Below are 17,335 nucleotides of genomic sequence, written 5' to 3'. Positions count from 1 at the left end.
AGAACCGCTTCTCGTTTCAGTCTCCATAAGCCTCAATAATTTTCTGAACAAGCGGGTGGCGTACCACATCGGTGCTTTGCAACTCAACAAAAGCGATTCCACCTACATTGGTCAGCAACTCCTTCGCAGTCTTCAAGCCGGATTTTTTCCCTTTTGGAAGGTCGACCTGTGTCACGTCGCCCGTGATAATCATCTTAGAGCCGAAACCAAGGCGGGTCAGAAACATCTTCATTTGCTCCTGAGTCGTGTTCTGTGCCTCATCAAGGATCACATAGGCATCCTCGAGTGTCCGCCCTCTCATATAGGCAAGGGGCGCAATTTCAATCGTCCCGCGTTCCAGCAGGCGAAGTGTGTGTTCAGCTCCAAGCACGTCATGTAGCGCGTCATACAGCGGCCTAAGGTAAGGATCCACTTTTTCCTTTAAATCGCCTGGAAGAAAGCCGAGATTTTCACCGGCTTCGACAGCCGGTCTCGTGAGTATCAACCGTTTGATCCTGCCTGCCTTCAGAGCCGTTACAGCCATAACAACTGCAAGATATGTTTTCCCTGTCCCTGCCGGGCCAATTGCAAAAACCATATCATGAGATTTTATCGCTTCAACGTATCTGCGCTGTCCGACTGTTTTGACGCGAACGGGTTTACCCTTGGCATTGGTAGTAATTTCCGTCTCATAAAGGGTTCCGAATATATCCAGCTGGCCGTTTGCTTCCATCTTAAGAGCATAGACAGCATCCCGCTCGGTAATCGAAATACCTCGTCTTATAAGTCGAAGCAGGGCTTGAAGTACTTCTTCAACCCGCTTTACATCATCTTCATTTTCTGCCTGGACACTGACCGATCCACCCCGTGTGACAATAGAGATACCTAAGGTCTTCTCAATAATTTTCAGGTTGGCATCTCCGGGGCCGAAAAGCATAATTGCTTCATTTGCATTATCCCAGTTTATCGTGATTGTATATAGATGGCGTTCTGGCAAGCTCTGTATATCCCCCTCGTCAACAGTTAACGTTTCTCTCATTTTACCATATGTGAACCTTTGAATTCCAATCTGATCGGCAAAGGCTCCGGAACAGAACAAAAAATTTTTTTGAAGTGTGTTCACCTGCCGGCTTTTTGTTTGCTCACGGATTTCTTCTTTTCCCTGGAAAGGTCAATAACCTGCGGCTGCGCAATATTCTCATAAACTATTTCCCGACTCAGCACCGTTAGCTTACCTTTTTCGAGTTTTTCGCTTTCAACGCTGGAAGAAACAATCTCTGATTCGGCAGGGAGGCTCCCCATTAATTTCTGCTCTGAAGCTTTACCAGCTTCCTCAAGAGCTTCCTTCTGTGTCAGTGTGCGGATGGAAACATTTTTCTCTCTGAACTGTGTCCTGACATAAGACACGGGCAGATCCCAAAGCAGAAAGCGTATTGGTTTTCGGACTATTTCTTTATCAAATTGCCGATAAGGATGCTGACTCAGTCCCCAGAGCGGAATACTCACAGGTCCAATCTGCAAGCGGTGGACGGTACTGGATTTTCCGGTGTAGAAACTGTAGCGGCTTTTTAGAGGTATCACTGTCTGCGACTGATACCATGTTTCCCCGATTACCTTTCCATTGGCGGACACAAATTGAGGTGATTCATCTGTTCCTATTTTCCCAAGAACCAGCACTTGCCCCTTTTTGACATATTGATTGCTTTCCACGACGGGCTGTCCTGTTTCAACGAAAAGACTATGGATGATTGCCTGCTTCGCTGCAACCAAATTTCTTGGCCCTGTAGGTTTGTCATCTTGTTTCGGATATTTTTTCTGGACGACATCGACTTTATAAGTTGTCCCCTCTTGCGACACACCGATCCAGGTCACTGTATTCAGCTGAGAGGACAATCGGCTTTCCAGTTGACCTGAGTCTGGAACGAAAAAATTAAGCGTTCCGACGTATAGATGCTCTTTCACAAGTATTGAACGGATTTCATCTTCAAGCTTCGGATCCGCCCCACTCACCTGAACCGCCCAGACCATATTTGATAAAATGAAAAGTACGGCAATAAAAAAAAACAGACCGAAAATAATCCCGGAACGCGTTTTCAGTTTTCTCCAGTAGAACGGGAACCCTTTCTTGTTCACAATTCTAATGGTGCATCCGCTTTCCCTTAATAATGCTTTTAATTGATCGGGTCGTTTGATTGTTAGGAAACAGATCAAAGTGTTCTTGTTCTTCCTCTTCACTTGCCAGAAACGAATGTCGGATGCCGCACAAAGCGTCAGAAATTTTTCCGGAGCATTCCCCGTAATCTCCGCCTTCAGATAACCGCCTGCTTGTCCCGTCCAATGCCTCAAGCATAGCCCTCCTCTCAGCTGCCAATGAAACTGATGCCCGTTATAACACCTTCAAGGTCAATTTCCTTCTCAATAATGGTCCCCAGAACAAAAGATTCACCAGTGACCTTAAGATTGCCAAGTTGAGTGGAAAGAATCAGTTCATTTTCTGAAAATGCAATAATTCCCTTATGGTTCTCAACTGAAAGACGGGACCGGCCGATCAGCGTGATTCTGGGTACATCGGAAATGATATCTTCCGGAATGTCTGAGACATCGGCGAACCATTTTTTGAATCCTGCCGGCCACTTTCTTTTCATGACTTCCACCTCATTACACCTTATGTATCATCGTTGCTGTGTAGCACTTCAATTAAGCAAGGCTCTTTATTGTCATTTGATCTTCCGGATGACCTGTTTTCAGTCCTTATCCATTCTAAAAAAAAAGCCGCAGCGATGTGCTGCGGGGCGCGCGTTCGTGTATTTATTTATTAGATCTTTTCTGTGTAAAGTAGGGATGTTTTTCGACAGCCCTCGGTTTTCCGATACACTCGGCGAAAATAAAGGCCTGACGCGCTACTCTGCGATCCCTCATCCATTCTGGACGTTTTTGCCTGTTCAAGGAATGGAGCGTGGCAAGCCCCGGTTCCGGAACAGATCCGATGTCTGTCCTTGGGGCCCGGTCGATCGCTTTTCGATAGCGTTTCATCAGATCGCCCCCACCAGCGGCATTCTCTGTTGCCGGTTCCGGAGCAGAGTCAGAGTAAATTTGGGCACCCTTTTCCCTTTCAGCACTGCCGAAAGAGCCGCCTTCAGGCATTTTGCGTGTTAATACCGATCCCGATCCACGGCGCTGTTCACGTCGTTTTCGTTCCTGAGCATTCTGTTTTTCTACAGATCTTGCAATGTAAAAGAGAAAAACAATGACACCGATTATTATCCCTACAAAGGACATCGTACAGTCATCTCCTTTCGCTCGGAACCCTCCACCTTACTTATACTCATCTCCTGAGGAATTGTCACTGACATCGCTATTATTGCCGAATGAATGGCGCATTTCAGTATCCGCTTTGATGTTGTTATAATTCATGTAGTCCATGACCCCAAGCTTGCCACCTTTAAGAGCTGCCGCCATCGCAAGAGGCACTTCAGATTCCGCCTCAACAACTTTGGCGCGCATTTCTTCGACCCTGGCCCTCATTTCCTGCTCACTCGCAACCGCCATCGCACGCCGCTCCTCGGCTTTCGCCTGTGCGATATTTTTGTCCGCCTCAGCCTGCTCGGTCTGCAGAAAAGCACCGATATTTTTGCCGACGTCAACATCCGCGATGTCAATTGAAAGAATTTCAAAAGCCGTTCCGGCATCCAGACCTTTTTCAAGGACGGTTTTCGATATCGTATCCGGATTTTTAAGAACATCTTTATGGGTATGAGATGCGCCGATCGTGCTGACAACGCCCTCGCCGACACGCGCAAGAACTGTTTCTTCTCCTGCACCACCAACCAGTCGGTCAATATTGGCCCGGACGGTGATTCTCGCTTTGACTTTTACTTCAATTCCATTGATGGCCACACCAGCTATATACGGTGTCTCAATAACCTTCGGGTTGACGCTCATTTGCACGGCTTCAAGCACATTACGACCCGCTAGATCAATAGCGGCTGCCCGTTCAAATGTCAATTCGATATTGGCCCGGTGCGCCGCGATTAATGCGTTGACAACACGGTCTACGTTTCCGCCCGCCAGATAATGGCTCTCCAGCTGGTTCGTATGAATATCAAGGCCTGCTTTTGTGGCTTTGATCAGCGGATCAATCACCCGGCGAGGCACAACCCTTCGCAGCCTCATACCAATCAGTGTAAAAATACTGATGCGTACACCGGAAGAAAGCGCCGAGACCCAAAGCATAACCGGGACAAAAGTAAAAAGCACAACGATCGCGATAATGATAAGTGCCGCAATAATTAGAATACTGACTGTTGAAGCATCCATCAAGTAACCCATCCCCTTTACCTGTAAGTAGCCGGACATTCCGGATACGGATGCCGGATTAAAAAAGTTTTAAATATGGAAAAACAAAGCTCTGTTCGTGTCCAACACAAACAGAGCTTTCTTTTATCAATTTAATTTACTTCGCACGAGACGATTGACCAAACCGCCATCGGCTCGCCCTTTGACTTTCGGCATAATTGCCTTCATGACTTTGCCGATATCCGCTTTTGATCCGGCGCCGACTTCCGAAATTGTTTCATCTATTATGGATATTACATCCTCTTCAGATAGTTGTTCAGGCATATATGTTTGAACAATGGCAATTTCATTGCTGACTTCGTCAACAAGATCCTGTCTGCCCGCATTCTCAAACTCTTGGAGGGAGTCTTTCCTCTGCTTAAGTTCATGAGACAGGACCGTCAGCGCCTCTTCTTCGGATAATTCTGTTCCTTTTTTGATCGACTCGTTCTGAAGCGCCGTTTTGATCATTCGGATGACAGAAAGACGCGCTTTGTCTCTCGCTTTCATCGCTTGTTTCATGTCGCTGTTTAGACGATCAACAAGACCCATGTACCAAAACTCCTTCTCAGAATCTGCGACGATTTTTTTTACGTGCAGCCTCAGATTTTTTCTTTCTCTTGACACTCGGTTTCTCGTAATTTCTCCGCTTCTTCACTTCAGCTAAAGTGCCGGACTTTGAAACCGAGCGTTTGAAGCGCCTCAGGGCATCTTCAATTGACTCATTTTTCCTGACCCTTGTCTCAACCATCTATGTTTCCCTCCCTCCAAAAACGAAAGCAACTCAAATGACATACTATAACATGTCACTTGACATTATATACGATAGAGAACAAATTATCAAATTCAAGAAAGCGTTTTTTCCAAGACTGCTGTTTTTACAAGTTGAACCGTAAGTTTATAAATCTATTAAATGCTGTTCAATTAGAGTCATGTATTGACCACATACCCCGTAGAATAGGACGAGGTGGTTCAGATGGATCTGCAGATTATTGTATTTGTTCTTTACGTTCTTCTCTTTTTGCTGGGCATGGGCATTATGTCGAGCGCCATGCATCACCTCGCAGGCCGCAGAATGCGGGATACCCTGCAAAGAGCAGCCCGTACCCCTTTAAAAGGGCTGACTATTGGTACATTGGCTTCTATGCTGCTTCAGAGTAGCTCAGCGGTGACAATAATTACTGTTGGCCTTATTGGCGCTCACGCCATGAGTTTCTCACAAAGTGTCGGTATCATTCTCGGTGCCAACATCGGAACAACGGTCACAGGTGAAATTGCGGCGCTTCCTGTCGGATCGCTGCATTACGTTTTTTTTGGAGCTGGTGTCATTCTCATGTGCCTGCCATTCAGGCAAAGTTTTTCCATCGGATCTTTTTTATTAGGTATCGGATGCCTGTTTGCTTCAATGGCCGGCTTCAGCTCCCTTGCCGAACCACTCGCCGGATCATCTTTTATCCGCGACTTACTGGTGGATGCGAACGGAAGCTTGATTTATGCCGTTGTGGTAGGCACACTGTTTTCCGCAATTATTCAGTCCAGCTCGGCAACGATGCTTGTCTGCATGGGTTTTCTTGACCACAACATCCTGACATTGCCGGCTGCGATTGCTATTATGTTTGGCTCTAATATTGGGACTTGCGTGACTACCTACATCGCGAGCCTTGGGACCGGGCGTCAGGGAAGATGGACAGCGTACACCCATATTCTGTTTAATGTCCTGAGCGTTGTTATCTTTTTCCCCTTCATCCATCCTTTAGCGAATCTATCCATGATGATTGCCGGAGACGGACGGACAGCTCTGGCACACACATCTGTTATCTTCAACCTGATCACGGCTCTTCTCGCTGTTCCTCTTGCAGAACCTTACGGACGCTGGGTCGAAAAAAATCGACTGTGATCTTAAAAAAATTAGAAAGTTGCCGCGGGCTTTTCACCTTCATCAAGTATCCGGACAAACTGCCCCTCATTGATCGGATAACCGGCATCCGTAATCTTAACACGTACAAGCTTTCCAACAATGTCATGAGAAGGATAGCGGAATTTTACTTTCAAATAGTTGTCTGTGAAGCCAACATAGTAGCCATCTGGCTCATGATGATTCAGCGGTTCCTCAGGAATGACCTCGAGCACGTGATCCTGATATTTTGACGCGTATTCCCCCGACAATCTGTTGGAAAGATCAATCAGTCTTTCAACACGTTCATGCTTCACTTCTTCCGGCACCTGATCCGGCATCTTAGCGGCCGGAGTGCCTGTCCGCTGCGAGTACGGGAACACGTGCAATTCAGAGAAATGCAAGTCCCGGATAAAATCATATGTTTCCTGAAATTCTCTTTCCGTTTCGCCCGGAAAACCGACAATTACATCCGATGTCAGTGCAAAATCAGGCAATGCCTTTTTCAGGTTCTCAATTTTTTTCGCAAAAAAAGCCGTCGTATACTTGCGGTGCATTCTTTCCAGTACTCCGTCCGAACCAGATTGAAGCGGGATATGAAGGTGACGGGCGATCACATGTGACCGGTTGATGACATCCACGACTTCATCCGTGATCTGACTTGCTTCAATGGACGAAATGCGGATTCTCTTCAACCCGCTGACTTTTTCCTCCAGATCAGAAAGCAGTCTGGCAAAACTGTAATCCTCCATGTCTTCACCATATCCGGCCGTATGTATGCCGGTAAGGACAATTTCCTTGTAACCCGCGTCAACCAGCTGCTGCGCCTGGCCGATCACATTTTCTGGTTTTCTTGAACGGAGCAGACCGCGCGCCCAGGGAATAATGCAGAAAGTGCAGAAATTATTGCAACCTTCCTGAATCTTCAGCGATGCTCTTGTCCGGTCGGTAAATGCCGGTACGTCAAGTTCCTCATAGACTTTCGCTTTCATAATGTCGCTGACCCCGTTGATCGGCTCGCGTTCTTTTCTATATTGATCCACGTAACCCAACAGACGGTTCCTGTCCTGAGTCCCTACAACAATATCCACACCTGGGATGGACATGACTTCCGCAGGAGAGGTCTGTGCGTAACAGCCGGTCACACAAATGACAGCGTCCGGATTGTTGCGGATCGCCCTCCGGATCACCTGTCGGCTTTTTTGATCACCTGTATTAGTGACCGTGCACGTGTTAATGACATAGACGTCGGCAGTCTTTTCAAAATCTCTTCGTTCGTAGCCGTTTTTGCTGAATAACTGCCAGATCGCTTCCGTTTCGTAATGATTGACCTTGCAGCCAAGTGTATGAAATGCAACTGAAGGCATATTTAGTACCCCACCTCATTGTTTAATAGTTCGAACTGATAGGAAACAGCGGAAAGTAGATACAAAGGTGCCGTTTCAGTTCTCATAATCCGCGGTCCGAGGCCGCAGAGCCGGCAGCCGGCAACTTGGAAAGCCAGAGCCTCTTCGTGAGACAAGCCGCCTTCCGGGCCTATGACAGCTAATAGGCTGTCTCCGGGTTTCATCTGTTTCAATAACAAGGGGAGTGCGGAAAGTTCGCCCTTTTTAGCAGTCTCTTCATAAGCCACCGCTGCATAAGTAAAGGATTTACAGGCAGCAAGGAGCTGGCCAAGATTCATAGGCTCCGTGACTTCAGGGATAAAAAGGCGATGAGACTGTTCCGCCGCTTCCTTGGCAATCTTGCCCAAGCGGAGACGTTTTTTTTCAATTCTGTCCTTTTGCCAGACCGCCACCGATCGTTCAGCATAAAAGGGAATAAAGGCGGATGCTCCGCACTCCGTCCCTTTTCGAACAATCGTATCAAACTTTTCCCCCTTGGGCATGCCCTGAGCAATGACAACTCTTACCGGCAGCTCAGGATCCGATATCAGCTGTGAGCGGATTACCGCTGCAACCTGCTGATCCTGGATTTTGTCAATTTCGCAGAGAAAAGCTTCACCCATGTTATTCGCACAGACGATTTTATCAGTCAGATTCATGCGCATGACGCGCATGATATGTTTCGCATCTTCACCCGTAATCCATACATGATTTTCATGAAATTGGTCATCCGGAACAAAATATCGCTGCATCGTCAGAACACCTTCCGAGCAACAAGAGCCACCCAGTCCCCGCTTCTTTTTTCATCGATCAGATGAAAACCGTTGGACAGGAGAACATCACAGACTTGATCCCTTTTGGTTTTAATGATTCCCGACACAACCAGAACCCCGTCCGCTTTTAATTTAGATGCCGCCCCTTCTTCGACCAGCCGGATAACAAGCTCAGCCAGAAGATTTCCAACTATAAGATCGAATTCTGTTTTGATGCCGTCGGCAAGGTTGTTCTGCCGTACGCTGACAATATCCCGGACTTTATTCAATTTAACGTTCAACTTTGATGAATGAACGGCGACCTGATCCAGATCGACAGCCAGAACGCTGCCTGCACCGAGTTTAGCCGCGGCAATAGAAAGTACCCCTGTACCGGTCCCTACATCGAGAACTTGGGCACCAGTTGTCATGTATTTTTCAAGGGCCTCTATACACAGAACAGTTGTCGGGTGTGTCCCGGTACCAAAAGCCATGCCCGGATCAAGTTCGATCATATGTCTCTTGCTGTCCTCTGAATGATAATCAATCCAAGTCGGCGTAATTGTAAAATGATCACCGACATGAACCGGCTTATAATATTTCTTCCAGGCCGTCGCCCATTCTTCTTCATTATGTTCACTGAAAGTCAGAAGATTTTCACCGGGATCAATGTTGTAAAGAAGCAGATTATTAAGGGCCTGCTTTATCTCTTCAACCGTTTCTCCTAAAAAACTGTTTACCGGGAGATAGGCTTTGACATTTACTCCATCTACCGGGAAATCATTTGGATCGAGATCAAAGACGGTTTCAGTGCCCGCGGGCTGATCCTTCTGAAGATCCTGAGAGTTTTCAATAACAACGCCCCCCGCTCCGGCTTGGTAGAGAATACCCGTGACAGGTTCGATGGCCTCCTCAGTTGTATGGATGCATATTTCGGACCATTTCATACGCTTGGCTCCATTCGCTGAATTGATGGCATCATTAATCAGCCTTAAATACTTTTTTCTTCATCTTGTCAAAAATACTTTCGTTCTCATTGTCTGCAGCGCCATCTTTAGTTCCTTCAAGTTTCCTGAAGAGTGCCTTTTCTTCTTCGGTTAGATGCTTCGGAGTGACAACCCGGATCGTGACATGCTCATCGCCCTGGCCATATCCTCTGACATTTTTGATTCCCTTTCCCTTCAGGCGGAAATTAGTGCCAGTCTGCGTCCCCGCAGGAATACGCAGTTTAACTTTCCCGTAAAGCGTCGGTACCTCAATTTCATCCCCAAGTGCTACCTGCGCAAAGCTGAGCGGCACTTCAAGATATACATTATCTCCATCGCGCTTGAAAACTTTGTGGGGCTTCACCGCAAATACAATATAAAGATCTCCAGTTGGTCCGCCATTGACGCCGGCCTCTCCCTGTCCTGAAAGTCGGATTTGCTGACCGTCATCTATACCCGCAGGAATTTTCACTTCAATCTTTCTGTTAACTTTTACTTTCCCTTTTCCACCACAGGCGCGGCACGGATCCTTGACAATTTTTCCCGTTCCCTGGCAATAAGGGCATACTCTCCGGTTAACGATCCGGCCAAACGGCGTATTCTGCTCCGTATTCAACTGGCCTGTTCCATGACAATGCGAACATGACTCTGGTTTTGTACCGGGTTTTGCTCCTGTACCGTGACAGTTGGAACATGTTTCTTCCTTTGGCACTCGGATTTCAGTTGTTTTCCCGAACGCCGCTTCTTCAAAAGTGATCGACATCTCATATTGAAGGTCCGCCCCCTGTCTCGGAGCATTTGGATTTCGTCTTCTTCCACCGCCATTGAAAATCTGGTCAAAAATATCGCCGAATCCGCCAAAGTCGCCACCGCCGAAACCCTGACCTCCAAAGCCGCCGAATCCGCCCTGCTGTTCATTCGGATCAGCCTCTCCGAACTGATCGTACTGCGCACGTTTCTGCGGATCACTGAGCACTTCGTACGCTTTCGTCACTTCTTTAAATTTTTCCGGAGCATCCGTACTTTTATTCACATCGGGATGATATTTTCTCGCCAATTGCCGAAAAGCTTTTTTAATTTCGTCCTTCGAAGCATCCTTGCCGACTCCGAGGATTTCATAATAGTCCTTTTTACTCATCAAACCACTCCCGAAAAGACTTCACATTAAAATAAATCATACCATCTGAACAAACAAATAAGCAAGAAAAAGCCAAAGCCAAGACGCGCGTCTGACTTCGGCTTTTTTTCAGCAGATGTTTTTATCTTATGTCTGCTTATTTCTTTTTATTTTTATCATCATCGTTGACTTCATGATAATCAGCGTCAACAACATTGTCGTCCTTCTTGCCTGATCCGGACTGTCCCTCAGCGCCGGCACCCTGTCCAGCGTTCTGACCGTTCTGGGCAGCCTGCTGGTACAGCTTGACAGAGAGCTGCTGAACGATTTCGTTCAATTCATCCTTGGCTTTCTTGATCGCATCCAAATCTTTGCCCTCAAGAGCTTTTTTAAGCTTATCTTTGGCATCACTGGCTTTCCCTTTTTCAGAGGCTTCCACCTTGTCGCCGAGATCCTTCAGAGTTTTTTCTGTCGCAAAAATCAGCTGATCGGATTCATTTCTGAGGTCAACCTCTTCCTTACGCTTCTTATCTGCTTCAGCGTTTGCTTCGGCATCTTTGACCATCTTATCGATTTCATCATCGCTCAGACCTGAAGATGACTTAATCGTAATCGACTGTTCTTTGTTTGTGCCCTTATCCTTTGCCTTGACATTGACAATTCCGTTGGCGTCAATTTCAAAGGAAACTTCAATCTGTGGAACACCACGCGGTGCCGGCGGAATATCGGTCAGCTGGAAACGTCCGAGTGTTTTGTTGTCGGCCGCCATCTGACGTTCACCCTGCAGTACATGAATATCAACGGCTGTCTGATTGTCGGCTGCCGTTGAGAATACCTGCGACTTACTTGTCGGGATTGTCGTGTTACGATCAATCAGCTTTGTGAATACACCGCCCATCGTCTCAATGCCCAGTGACAGAGGCGTTACATCGAGCAGGACCACATCTTTGACGTCACCGGTCAATACGCCACCCTGGATAGCAGCTCCGACTGCGACGACTTCATCCGGGTTGACGCCTTTGCTCGGTTCCTTGCCTGTCAGATTCTTGATTGCATTCTGAACGGCCGGAATACGTGTCGAACCACCAACGAGAATGATTTTGTTGATGTCGTCCATGGTCATGTCCGCGTCGGAAAGAGCCTGACGGACAGGGCCCATTGTTGATTCAACAAGATCAGCGGTCAGTTCATCGAATTTAGCGCGCGTCAGTGTTGTTTCCAGGTGTTTTGGGCCAGTGGCGTCCGCCGAAATAAACGGAAGTGAAATTTGAGCCTGAGTGACACCTGAGAGCTCTTTTTTCGCCTTCTCAGCAGCATCTTTCAGACGCTGTAAAGCCATTTTGTCTCCTGAAAGATCAATTCCGGTTTCGTTTTTAAACTGCCCGACCAGATAGTTGATGATTCTCTGATCGAAATCATCGCCGCCCAGATGGTTATTTCCGGCAGTTGCTTTAACTTCAAAGATGCCGTCCCCAAGGTCCAGGATTGACACATCAAATGTACCACCGCCAAGGTCGAAAACCAAAATCGTCTGATCTTCGCCCTTGTCCAGACCATAAGCCAAGGAGGAAGCAGTCGGTTCGTTAATGATTCTGAGTACATCCAGGCCGGCGATTTTACCCGCGTCTTTTGTCGCCTGGCGCTGAGCATCATTGAAATAAGCCGGTACTGTAATAACCGCTTTATCAACCGATTCCCCGAGATAAGCTTCAGCGTCCGATTTCAGTTTCTGAAGAATAATCGCGGAAATTTCCTGCGGCGTATATTTCTTTCCCTCAATCTCAACTTTATAATCGGAACCCATGTGTCTTTTGATGGAGAGCACAACATCCGGGTTTGTCACAGCCTGACGCTTGGCAACTTCACCAACCTGGCGCTCACCATTTTTGAAGGCAACGGCTGAAGGAGTTGTACGTCCGCCTTCAGGGTTAGGGATGACTACAGGTTCGCCGCCTTCCATAACTGCCACACAAGAATTTGTAGTACCCAAATCAATACCGATAATTTTACTCATGATCTTTTCCTCCTGATTATATTAAGAAAAAAATGTTGACTGTTAATCTGGTATTTTTACTGGCTGACTTTAACCATCGCAGGACGGATGACCCTTCCGTTAAGCGTATAACCTGCCTGAAGAACCTGTATCACTATGCCGGAATCGTGTTCATCGCTTTCTTCCTGCATCACGGCCTGGTGAACAGTCGGATCAAACGGTTTGCCCAGAGATTCAATTTCCTCCACGCCTTCTTTTTTCAGTGCTGATTCAAATTTTCCCAGAATCATTTCCATGCCCTTTTTCAAAGCGGTGCCGTCTTCAGAAGCCGTATCGACCGCGAGTGCGCGTTTGAAATTATCCAGTGTCTCGAGTAAATCCGACACCAGATCCTGTGCACGGAATTTTCTTGCGTCAGCCTTTTCTTTGATCGTACGTTTACGAAAATTATCAAAGTCCGCCTGTGCTCGCAGCAAGCGGCTATTCAGATCCTGTCCGCTTTTTTTCAGCGTCTCAATTTCTGAAGCCTGCGCGGCTGCTTTCTTTGTCAGTTCTTCCAGTTTTGCCGGGTCCGGCTGATTATCGACAGCTTCTTCTTTCTGTCCCGTTTGGTCTGCCGCCTCATCCTTTTCTTTAACGGATTCGGGAGCATCGGCGCTCTTCTTCACGGACGGATCATTTGCTGATCCGTCAGCGGTTTCCTGATTCTTATCCTTAATTTCTTCATTTGTCTGTTTTGCCATAAGCTCACCTCCTGCATCATGCGACCATCCCGGAATAAGTTCATTCACTTTATTCCGGCTGTTTTTTATTTATTATTTTCTTTCCTGTCGCTCAGCGATTTTGTTAAAAGATTCGAAAGAACATCAATCAATGTGATCACTCTCGGATAAGCCATCCGCTTCGGACCGATCACGGCGACCGTTCCCAAAAGCTCACTGCCAACTGAATAAGTTGTTGTGATCAGACTGCAATCCTCAATGCCGTTCAGCTTGTTTTCCTTCCCGATCCGGATATGCATTCCGCCCGGCGGCATATTCATCAGTTCTCTGATGAGATCCTTGCCTTCAAATACATTAAGAAGAGAAATCACTTTATCAATATCCTGAAATTCAGGCTGCGAGAGTATTTTACTCTTTCCACTGTAAAAGATCTGCTCCGGATCATTAATTTCAAGGCTGTCCCTGAGGAGCGTCATGGCGTGTTCATAATTGCTGACATTCCTGCGGAGCACATCTCTGAACTCTTCGTTCAGCCTCTTCTGAAGCTGGTACAGCGGAACCATATTCAATTTTTCATTCAGGATGTTGACGATTTTCTCAATATCCTCAGCTTTAATTTCACTTGGGAATGTCACAACACGGTTCTCAACGTGTCCAGAGTCTGTAACAATAATCATGACACCCTTGTTTCCGGAAAGCCTGACAAACTGAATATGCTTGAGCTTCATTTCGAGCAATTCAGGGCCGAGCATGATGGCCGTGTAGTTTGTGAACTCGGACAGCAACTCGGCAGTGACATGAATCAACTCTTCAGTTTCGGAAAATTTCCGGCGGTACGCGTCACGGATATTTTTCATTTCCAGGTCTGAAAGCATCGCCGGAGAAAGGAGATGATCCACATAGAAGCGATATCCCTTCTCTGAAGGGACCCGTCCGGAAGACAGATGTGTCTTTTCAAGATAGCCCATCTCTTCCAAATCCGCCAGCTCATTACGGATCGTCGCCGGACTGTAGTGAACATCATCGCGTTTTGAAATGGAACGGGACCCCACGGGTTCGGCAGAGACAATATAGTCATTTACTAGAAGCTGCAGCAGAAACAACTGGCGCTCCGTCAACATCCCTATCACCTCTGTTAGCACTCTCTCTTACTGAGTGCTAATTCTACATTAAAATTTACCAACTTCCCGCCCATTTGTCAAATGGTTAGGACAATAAAAATGCTTCAAAAACATTATTTCCTAAGAAAATTCCTTTGGTTGACAATTTAATGTAATCGCCGCATTCTTCAAGGAGCCCTTCCGATTTCAGACGATTGATCTGATTACCATAAACTTCTTTAATATGCCGGCCGAATTTTTGAAGAAAGCGGGACTGGCTGACTCCCCTCATTAATCTGAGTCCCAGAAACATTTCCTCCTCAATCCTTTCCTGCACAGTCACTGCATGTGCCGAAGCCTCCGAGAAGCCATGTTTACCAACCAGTGAAATGTATTTTTTGACCGGACCTGCATTGGCATATCTTTTTCCGTTCACATAACCATGGGCACCAGCGCCTATTCCGTAATACTCCTCATTGTGCCAATAAAGAGAATTATGTATGCCCTGATAGCCAGATCTGGAAAAATTACTGATTTCATATTGGCGCAACCCATGCTTTTCCAGAGTAAAAATAATCTGTCCGTACATATCCGCTTCGATATCTTCACCCGGGAGGCGCAATTTACCGCCCTTCATCCGATTATAGAAAATCGTGCGCGGTTCAATCTGAAGCGAGTATATGGAGATATGCGGTGTGTTCAGAGATAAGGCTGTTTCAAGTGATTGATGCAGCATTTCCTCCGTTTGTCCCGGTAAAGCGAACATCAGATCTAAAGTAATATTTTCAAATCCCGCCGCTTGCGCCCGCTGAATTGTATCCCTTGCGTTCTCCGCATTGTGGGCACGTCCAATTGTCCTCAGAAGTTCGTTGTCAAAGGATTGCACGCCGACACTGAGGCGATTGACGCCGTAGCGTTTCATCAGTTCAAGTTTTCCACCACTCAGATTTTCCGGATTTGCCTCCACAGTGAACTCTTGAAGAGCATCATGTCCGAAGTAATGTGACACATCGGACAGCATCCGTTCAAACTGTTCTTCATTCAGGGCAGTTGGTGTCCCTCCGCCAATGTAAATGGTTTTTACCGGACCCATTGCCGCGTAATAGGCCATTTCCTTTGCAAGGGCGTCCAGATAGCCATCCACCGGCTGATTTTTCATAAACACCTTGTTAAAGTCGCAATAATAACAAATATGATCACAGAATGGGATGTGTATATACGCACCGCGCGTTACCTGATCAGTCATCGTGGCTCATCCTGAAAACAGCCATGAACGCTTCCTGGGGCACATCGACGCTACCTACTGCCTTCATCCGTTTCTTACCCTCTTTTTGTTTCTCAAGCAGCTTCCGTTTCCGCGAAACATCGCCGCCATAGCATTTGGCAAGCACGTTTTTGCGGAGAGCCTTGATGGTCGAACGGGAGATAATTTTCAGCCCGATTGCCGCCTGTATCGGCACTTCAAACTGCTGGCGCGGAATCAGTTCCTTCAGTTTCTCAACAATCGCCTTGCCGCGGTCGTACGCGAATTCCTTGTGGACAATTACGGAGAGCGCGTCCACTTTTTCCCCGTTTAGGAGAATATCCATCTTGACCAGATCACTGACCCGATATCCGTCCATTTCATAGTCAAGTGATGCGTAACCTTTGGTGCTGGATTTTAATGAATCAAAAAAATCGTACATGATTTCTGAAAGCGGAAGATCGTAAATGATATTCGTACGGTTATCATCCAGATATTCCATGTTTTTAAAGTCGCCGCGCTTCCGCTGGCAAAGTTCCATAATCGTGCCGACATAATCATTTGGCGTCATGATCGTCGCTTTGACATAGGGTTCGGAAACTTCCTCGAGATATTTCCGTTCCGGCATTTCAGACGGATTGCCGACGTCAACCGTCGATCCGTCGGTCAATTTCACTTTATAGATGACACTTGGCGCCGTCGCAATCAGATCAATATTAAATTCACGTTCGAGTCTCTCTTGAACAATGTCCATGTGCAGAAGCCCAAGAAAGCCGCAGCGGAAACCAAAGCCAAGGGCTTCAGAAGTCTCAGGTTCATACTGAAGTGCGGCGTCGTTCAGTTCGAGACGGCCCAGTGCTTCACGAAGGTCATCATAGCGGGCGGTGTCAATCGGATAAAGCCCGCAGTAAACCATCGGATTCATTTTCCGATAACCCGGCAACGGTTCGGCGGCCGGCCGTTCCGCATAGGTTATGGTATCCCCGACCCGCGTATCGTGGACAGACTTGATTGATGCTGTAAGAAAGCCGACATCGCCGACTGAAAGAGCGTCGCGGGTTTCAATTTTCGGTGTGGAAACCCCTACTTCAATTACCTCAAACGTCTTTCCTGTCGCCATCAGCTTGATTGTGTCACCGACCCGTACTGTACCGTCGATGATCCGCACATACACGACGACACCCCTATAAGCGTCATACAGAGAGTCAAAAATCAGCGCGCGGAGTGGCGCATCAGGGTCTCCCGTGGGCGCTGGGATTCTGTCGATAATCTGTTTCAGAATGTCTTCCGTGCCGATTCCTGTTTTGGCCGATGCCAATACGGCATCCGAGGCGTCAAGACCGATAACATCCTCAATTTCCTTTTTTACTCTGTCCGGATCCGCGTTCGGCAAATCGATCTTATTAATCACCGGTATAATTTCCAGATTGTTCTCCAGCGCGAGAAACACATTCGCCAGTGTCTGCGCTTCAACTCCCTGAGCGGCATCGACCACCAGCAATGCTCCTTCGCACGCGGCAAGGCTCCGGGAAACTTCATAAGAAAAATCGACGTGACCCGGGGTGTCGATCAAATGAAAAATATAGGTTTCGCCGTCCGGCGCTTTGTATGTAAGTTCCACTGCATTCAATTTTATCGTGATGCCCCGTTCTCTCTCCAGATCCATGGCATCAAGAGTCTGTTCTTTCATTTCCCGCTTGGTCAGCGCCTGAGTCGCTTCCAATATTCGGTCGGCAAGCGTCGATTTTCCGTGGTCAATATGTGCGATGATCGAAAAATTACGGATATGCGACTGCCTGCTATCGCTGCGTTCTGACATGTTTGTTCCT

The 17,335-nt window shown here is 47.1% G+C and carries 17 protein-coding genes; 1 reads left to right on the top strand and 16 read right to left on the bottom strand.

Going from position 1 to position 17,335, the window contains the following annotated elements; genetic code table 11:
- Positions 1-16: 16 nt before the first annotated feature.
- The 7 genes from E4665_RS04460 to rpsU form a co-directional block, all read right to left on the bottom strand.
- On the bottom strand, positions 17-916 hold the full coding sequence (locus E4665_RS04460; RefSeq protein ID WP_241654679.1) for a PhoH family protein: 900 nt from the start codon (positions 914-916) through the stop codon (positions 17-19).
- Between the two features lie 182 nt (positions 917-1,098).
- Complete coding sequence (gene yqfD, locus E4665_RS04455) at positions 1,099-2,325, bottom strand: sporulation protein YqfD (RefSeq protein ID WP_135347605.1); 1,227 nt, start codon at positions 2,323-2,325, stop codon at positions 1,099-1,101.
- 14 nt (positions 2,326-2,339) lie between these two features.
- Positions 2,340-2,624, bottom strand: coding sequence for a sporulation protein YqfC (yqfC, locus tag E4665_RS04450; RefSeq protein ID WP_135347604.1), 285 nt, complete (start codon positions 2,622-2,624; stop codon positions 2,340-2,342).
- Between the two features lie 163 nt (positions 2,625-2,787).
- On the bottom strand, positions 2,788-3,258 hold the full coding sequence (locus E4665_RS04445) for a hypothetical protein (protein ID WP_135347603.1): 471 nt from the start codon (positions 3,256-3,258) through the stop codon (positions 2,788-2,790).
- A gap of 36 nt (positions 3,259-3,294) precedes the next feature.
- Positions 3,295-4,296, bottom strand: a complete 1,002-nt coding sequence (gene floA, locus E4665_RS04440) for a flotillin-like protein FloA (protein WP_135347602.1) — start codon at positions 4,294-4,296, stop codon at positions 3,295-3,297.
- Between the two features lie 126 nt (positions 4,297-4,422).
- Positions 4,423-4,866: a GatB/YqeY domain-containing protein gene (locus tag E4665_RS04435; RefSeq protein WP_135347601.1), complete on the bottom strand. Its 444-nt coding sequence runs from the start codon at positions 4,864-4,866 to the stop codon at positions 4,423-4,425.
- 16 nt (positions 4,867-4,882) lie between these two features.
- The gene (gene rpsU, locus E4665_RS04430; RefSeq protein WP_010632223.1) at positions 4,883-5,065 is read right to left on the bottom strand and encodes a 30S ribosomal protein S21; all 183 of its coding nucleotides are present in this window, start codon (positions 5,063-5,065) and stop codon (positions 4,883-4,885) included.
- A gap of 225 nt (positions 5,066-5,290) precedes the next feature.
- Here rpsU and E4665_RS04425 point away from each other — a divergent pair, with 225 nt between their 5' ends.
- Entirely contained in the window at positions 5,291-6,211 is a 921-nt protein-coding gene (locus E4665_RS04425) for a Na/Pi symporter (protein WP_135347600.1), read from the top strand.
- 11 nt (positions 6,212-6,222) lie between these two features.
- Here the strand turns inward: E4665_RS04425 and mtaB are convergent, their stop codons facing one another.
- From mtaB to lepA, 9 genes are all read right to left on the bottom strand, one after another.
- Positions 6,223-7,575: a tRNA (N(6)-L-threonylcarbamoyladenosine(37)-C(2))-methylthiotransferase MtaB gene (mtaB, locus tag E4665_RS04420; RefSeq protein WP_135347599.1), complete on the bottom strand. Its 1,353-nt coding sequence runs from the start codon at positions 7,573-7,575 to the stop codon at positions 6,223-6,225.
- 2 nt (positions 7,576-7,577) lie between these two features.
- Positions 7,578-8,345 (bottom strand): 16S rRNA (uracil(1498)-N(3))-methyltransferase, encoded by a 768-nt coding sequence (locus E4665_RS04415; RefSeq protein ID WP_135347598.1) that lies wholly within the window; start codon positions 8,343-8,345, stop codon positions 7,578-7,580.
- Between the two features lie 2 nt (positions 8,346-8,347).
- Entirely contained in the window at positions 8,348-9,292 is a 945-nt protein-coding gene (prmA, locus tag E4665_RS04410; protein ID WP_135347597.1) for a 50S ribosomal protein L11 methyltransferase, read from the bottom strand.
- Between the two features lie 34 nt (positions 9,293-9,326).
- Positions 9,327-10,469 (bottom strand): molecular chaperone DnaJ, encoded by a 1,143-nt coding sequence (dnaJ, locus tag E4665_RS04405; RefSeq protein ID WP_135347596.1) that lies wholly within the window; start codon positions 10,467-10,469, stop codon positions 9,327-9,329.
- A 136-nt stretch (positions 10,470-10,605) separates the two neighbouring features.
- On the bottom strand, positions 10,606-12,462 hold the full coding sequence (dnaK, locus tag E4665_RS04400) for a molecular chaperone DnaK (protein WP_135347595.1): 1,857 nt from the start codon (positions 12,460-12,462) through the stop codon (positions 10,606-10,608).
- A gap of 56 nt (positions 12,463-12,518) precedes the next feature.
- Positions 12,519-13,184, bottom strand: a complete 666-nt coding sequence (gene grpE, locus E4665_RS04395) for a nucleotide exchange factor GrpE (RefSeq protein ID WP_135347594.1) — start codon at positions 13,182-13,184, stop codon at positions 12,519-12,521.
- Between the two features lie 65 nt (positions 13,185-13,249).
- Positions 13,250-14,284, bottom strand: coding sequence for a heat-inducible transcriptional repressor HrcA (gene hrcA / locus E4665_RS04390; protein WP_135347593.1), 1,035 nt, complete (start codon positions 14,282-14,284; stop codon positions 13,250-13,252).
- 85 nt (positions 14,285-14,369) lie between these two features.
- Positions 14,370-15,509, bottom strand: a complete 1,140-nt coding sequence (gene hemW, locus E4665_RS04385; RefSeq protein WP_135347592.1) for a radical SAM family heme chaperone HemW — start codon at positions 15,507-15,509, stop codon at positions 14,370-14,372.
- Entirely contained in the window at positions 15,502-17,325 is a 1,824-nt protein-coding gene (gene lepA / locus E4665_RS04380; RefSeq protein ID WP_135347591.1) for a translation elongation factor 4, read from the bottom strand. The genes hemW and lepA overlap by 8 nt, the downstream gene beginning before the upstream one ends.
- Positions 17,326-17,335: the final 10 nt, after the last annotated feature.

It is taken from the genome of Sporolactobacillus shoreae, from assembly GCF_004684935.1.
In the GTDB taxonomy this organism is placed as follows: domain Bacteria; phylum Bacillota; class Bacilli; order Bacillales; family Sporolactobacillaceae; genus Sporolactobacillus; species Sporolactobacillus shoreae.
Note: the sequence above shows the minus strand (reverse complement) of the source record. Positions and strands in the feature narration are given on the sequence as shown.

Excerpts from the sequence above, each read along its gene's own strand:
- lepA (WP_135347591.1), bottom strand. The coding sequence starts at position 17,325 with ATGTCAGAACGCAGCGATAGCAGGCAGTCGCATATCCGTAATTTTTCG.
- floA (WP_135347602.1), bottom strand. The coding sequence starts at position 4,296 with ATGGATGCTTCAACAGTCAGTATTCTAATTATTGCGGCACTTATCATT.
- E4665_RS04435 (WP_135347601.1), bottom strand. The coding sequence starts at position 4,866 with ATGGGTCTTGTTGATCGTCTAAACAGCGACATGAAACAAGCGATGAAA.
- mtaB (WP_135347599.1), bottom strand. The coding sequence starts at position 7,575 with ATGCCTTCAGTTGCATTTCATACACTTGGCTGCAAGGTCAATCATTAC.
- hemW (WP_135347592.1), bottom strand. The coding sequence starts at position 15,509 with ATGACTGATCAGGTAACGCGCGGTGCGTATATACACATCCCATTCTGT.
- rpsU (WP_010632223.1), bottom strand. The coding sequence starts at position 5,065 with ATGGTTGAGACAAGGGTCAGGAAAAATGAGTCAATTGAAGATGCCCTG.
- yqfC (WP_135347604.1), bottom strand. The coding sequence starts at position 2,624 with ATGAAAAGAAAGTGGCCGGCAGGATTCAAAAAATGGTTCGCCGATGTC.
- E4665_RS04445 (WP_135347603.1), bottom strand. The coding sequence starts at position 3,258 with ATGTCCTTTGTAGGGATAATAATCGGTGTCATTGTTTTTCTCTTTTAC.
- prmA (WP_135347597.1), bottom strand. The coding sequence starts at position 9,292 with ATGAAATGGTCCGAAATATGCATCCATACAACTGAGGAGGCCATCGAA.
- dnaK (WP_135347595.1), bottom strand. The coding sequence starts at position 12,462 with ATGAGTAAAATTATCGGTATTGATTTGGGTACTACAAATTCTTGTGTG.
- E4665_RS04415 (WP_135347598.1), bottom strand. The coding sequence starts at position 8,345 with ATGCAGCGATATTTTGTTCCGGATGACCAATTTCATGAAAATCATGTA.
- grpE (WP_135347594.1), bottom strand. The coding sequence starts at position 13,184 with ATGGCAAAACAGACAAATGAAGAAATTAAGGATAAGAATCAGGAAACC.
- E4665_RS04425 (WP_135347600.1), top strand. The coding sequence starts at position 5,291 with ATGGATCTGCAGATTATTGTATTTGTTCTTTACGTTCTTCTCTTTTTG.
- hrcA (WP_135347593.1), bottom strand. The coding sequence starts at position 14,284 with ATGTTGACGGAGCGCCAGTTGTTTCTGCTGCAGCTTCTAGTAAATGAC.
- dnaJ (WP_135347596.1), bottom strand. The coding sequence starts at position 10,469 with ATGAGTAAAAAGGACTATTATGAAATCCTCGGAGTCGGCAAGGATGCT.
- E4665_RS04460 (WP_241654679.1), bottom strand. The coding sequence starts at position 916 with ATGCTTTTCGGCCCCGGAGATGCCAACCTGAAAATTATTGAGAAGACC.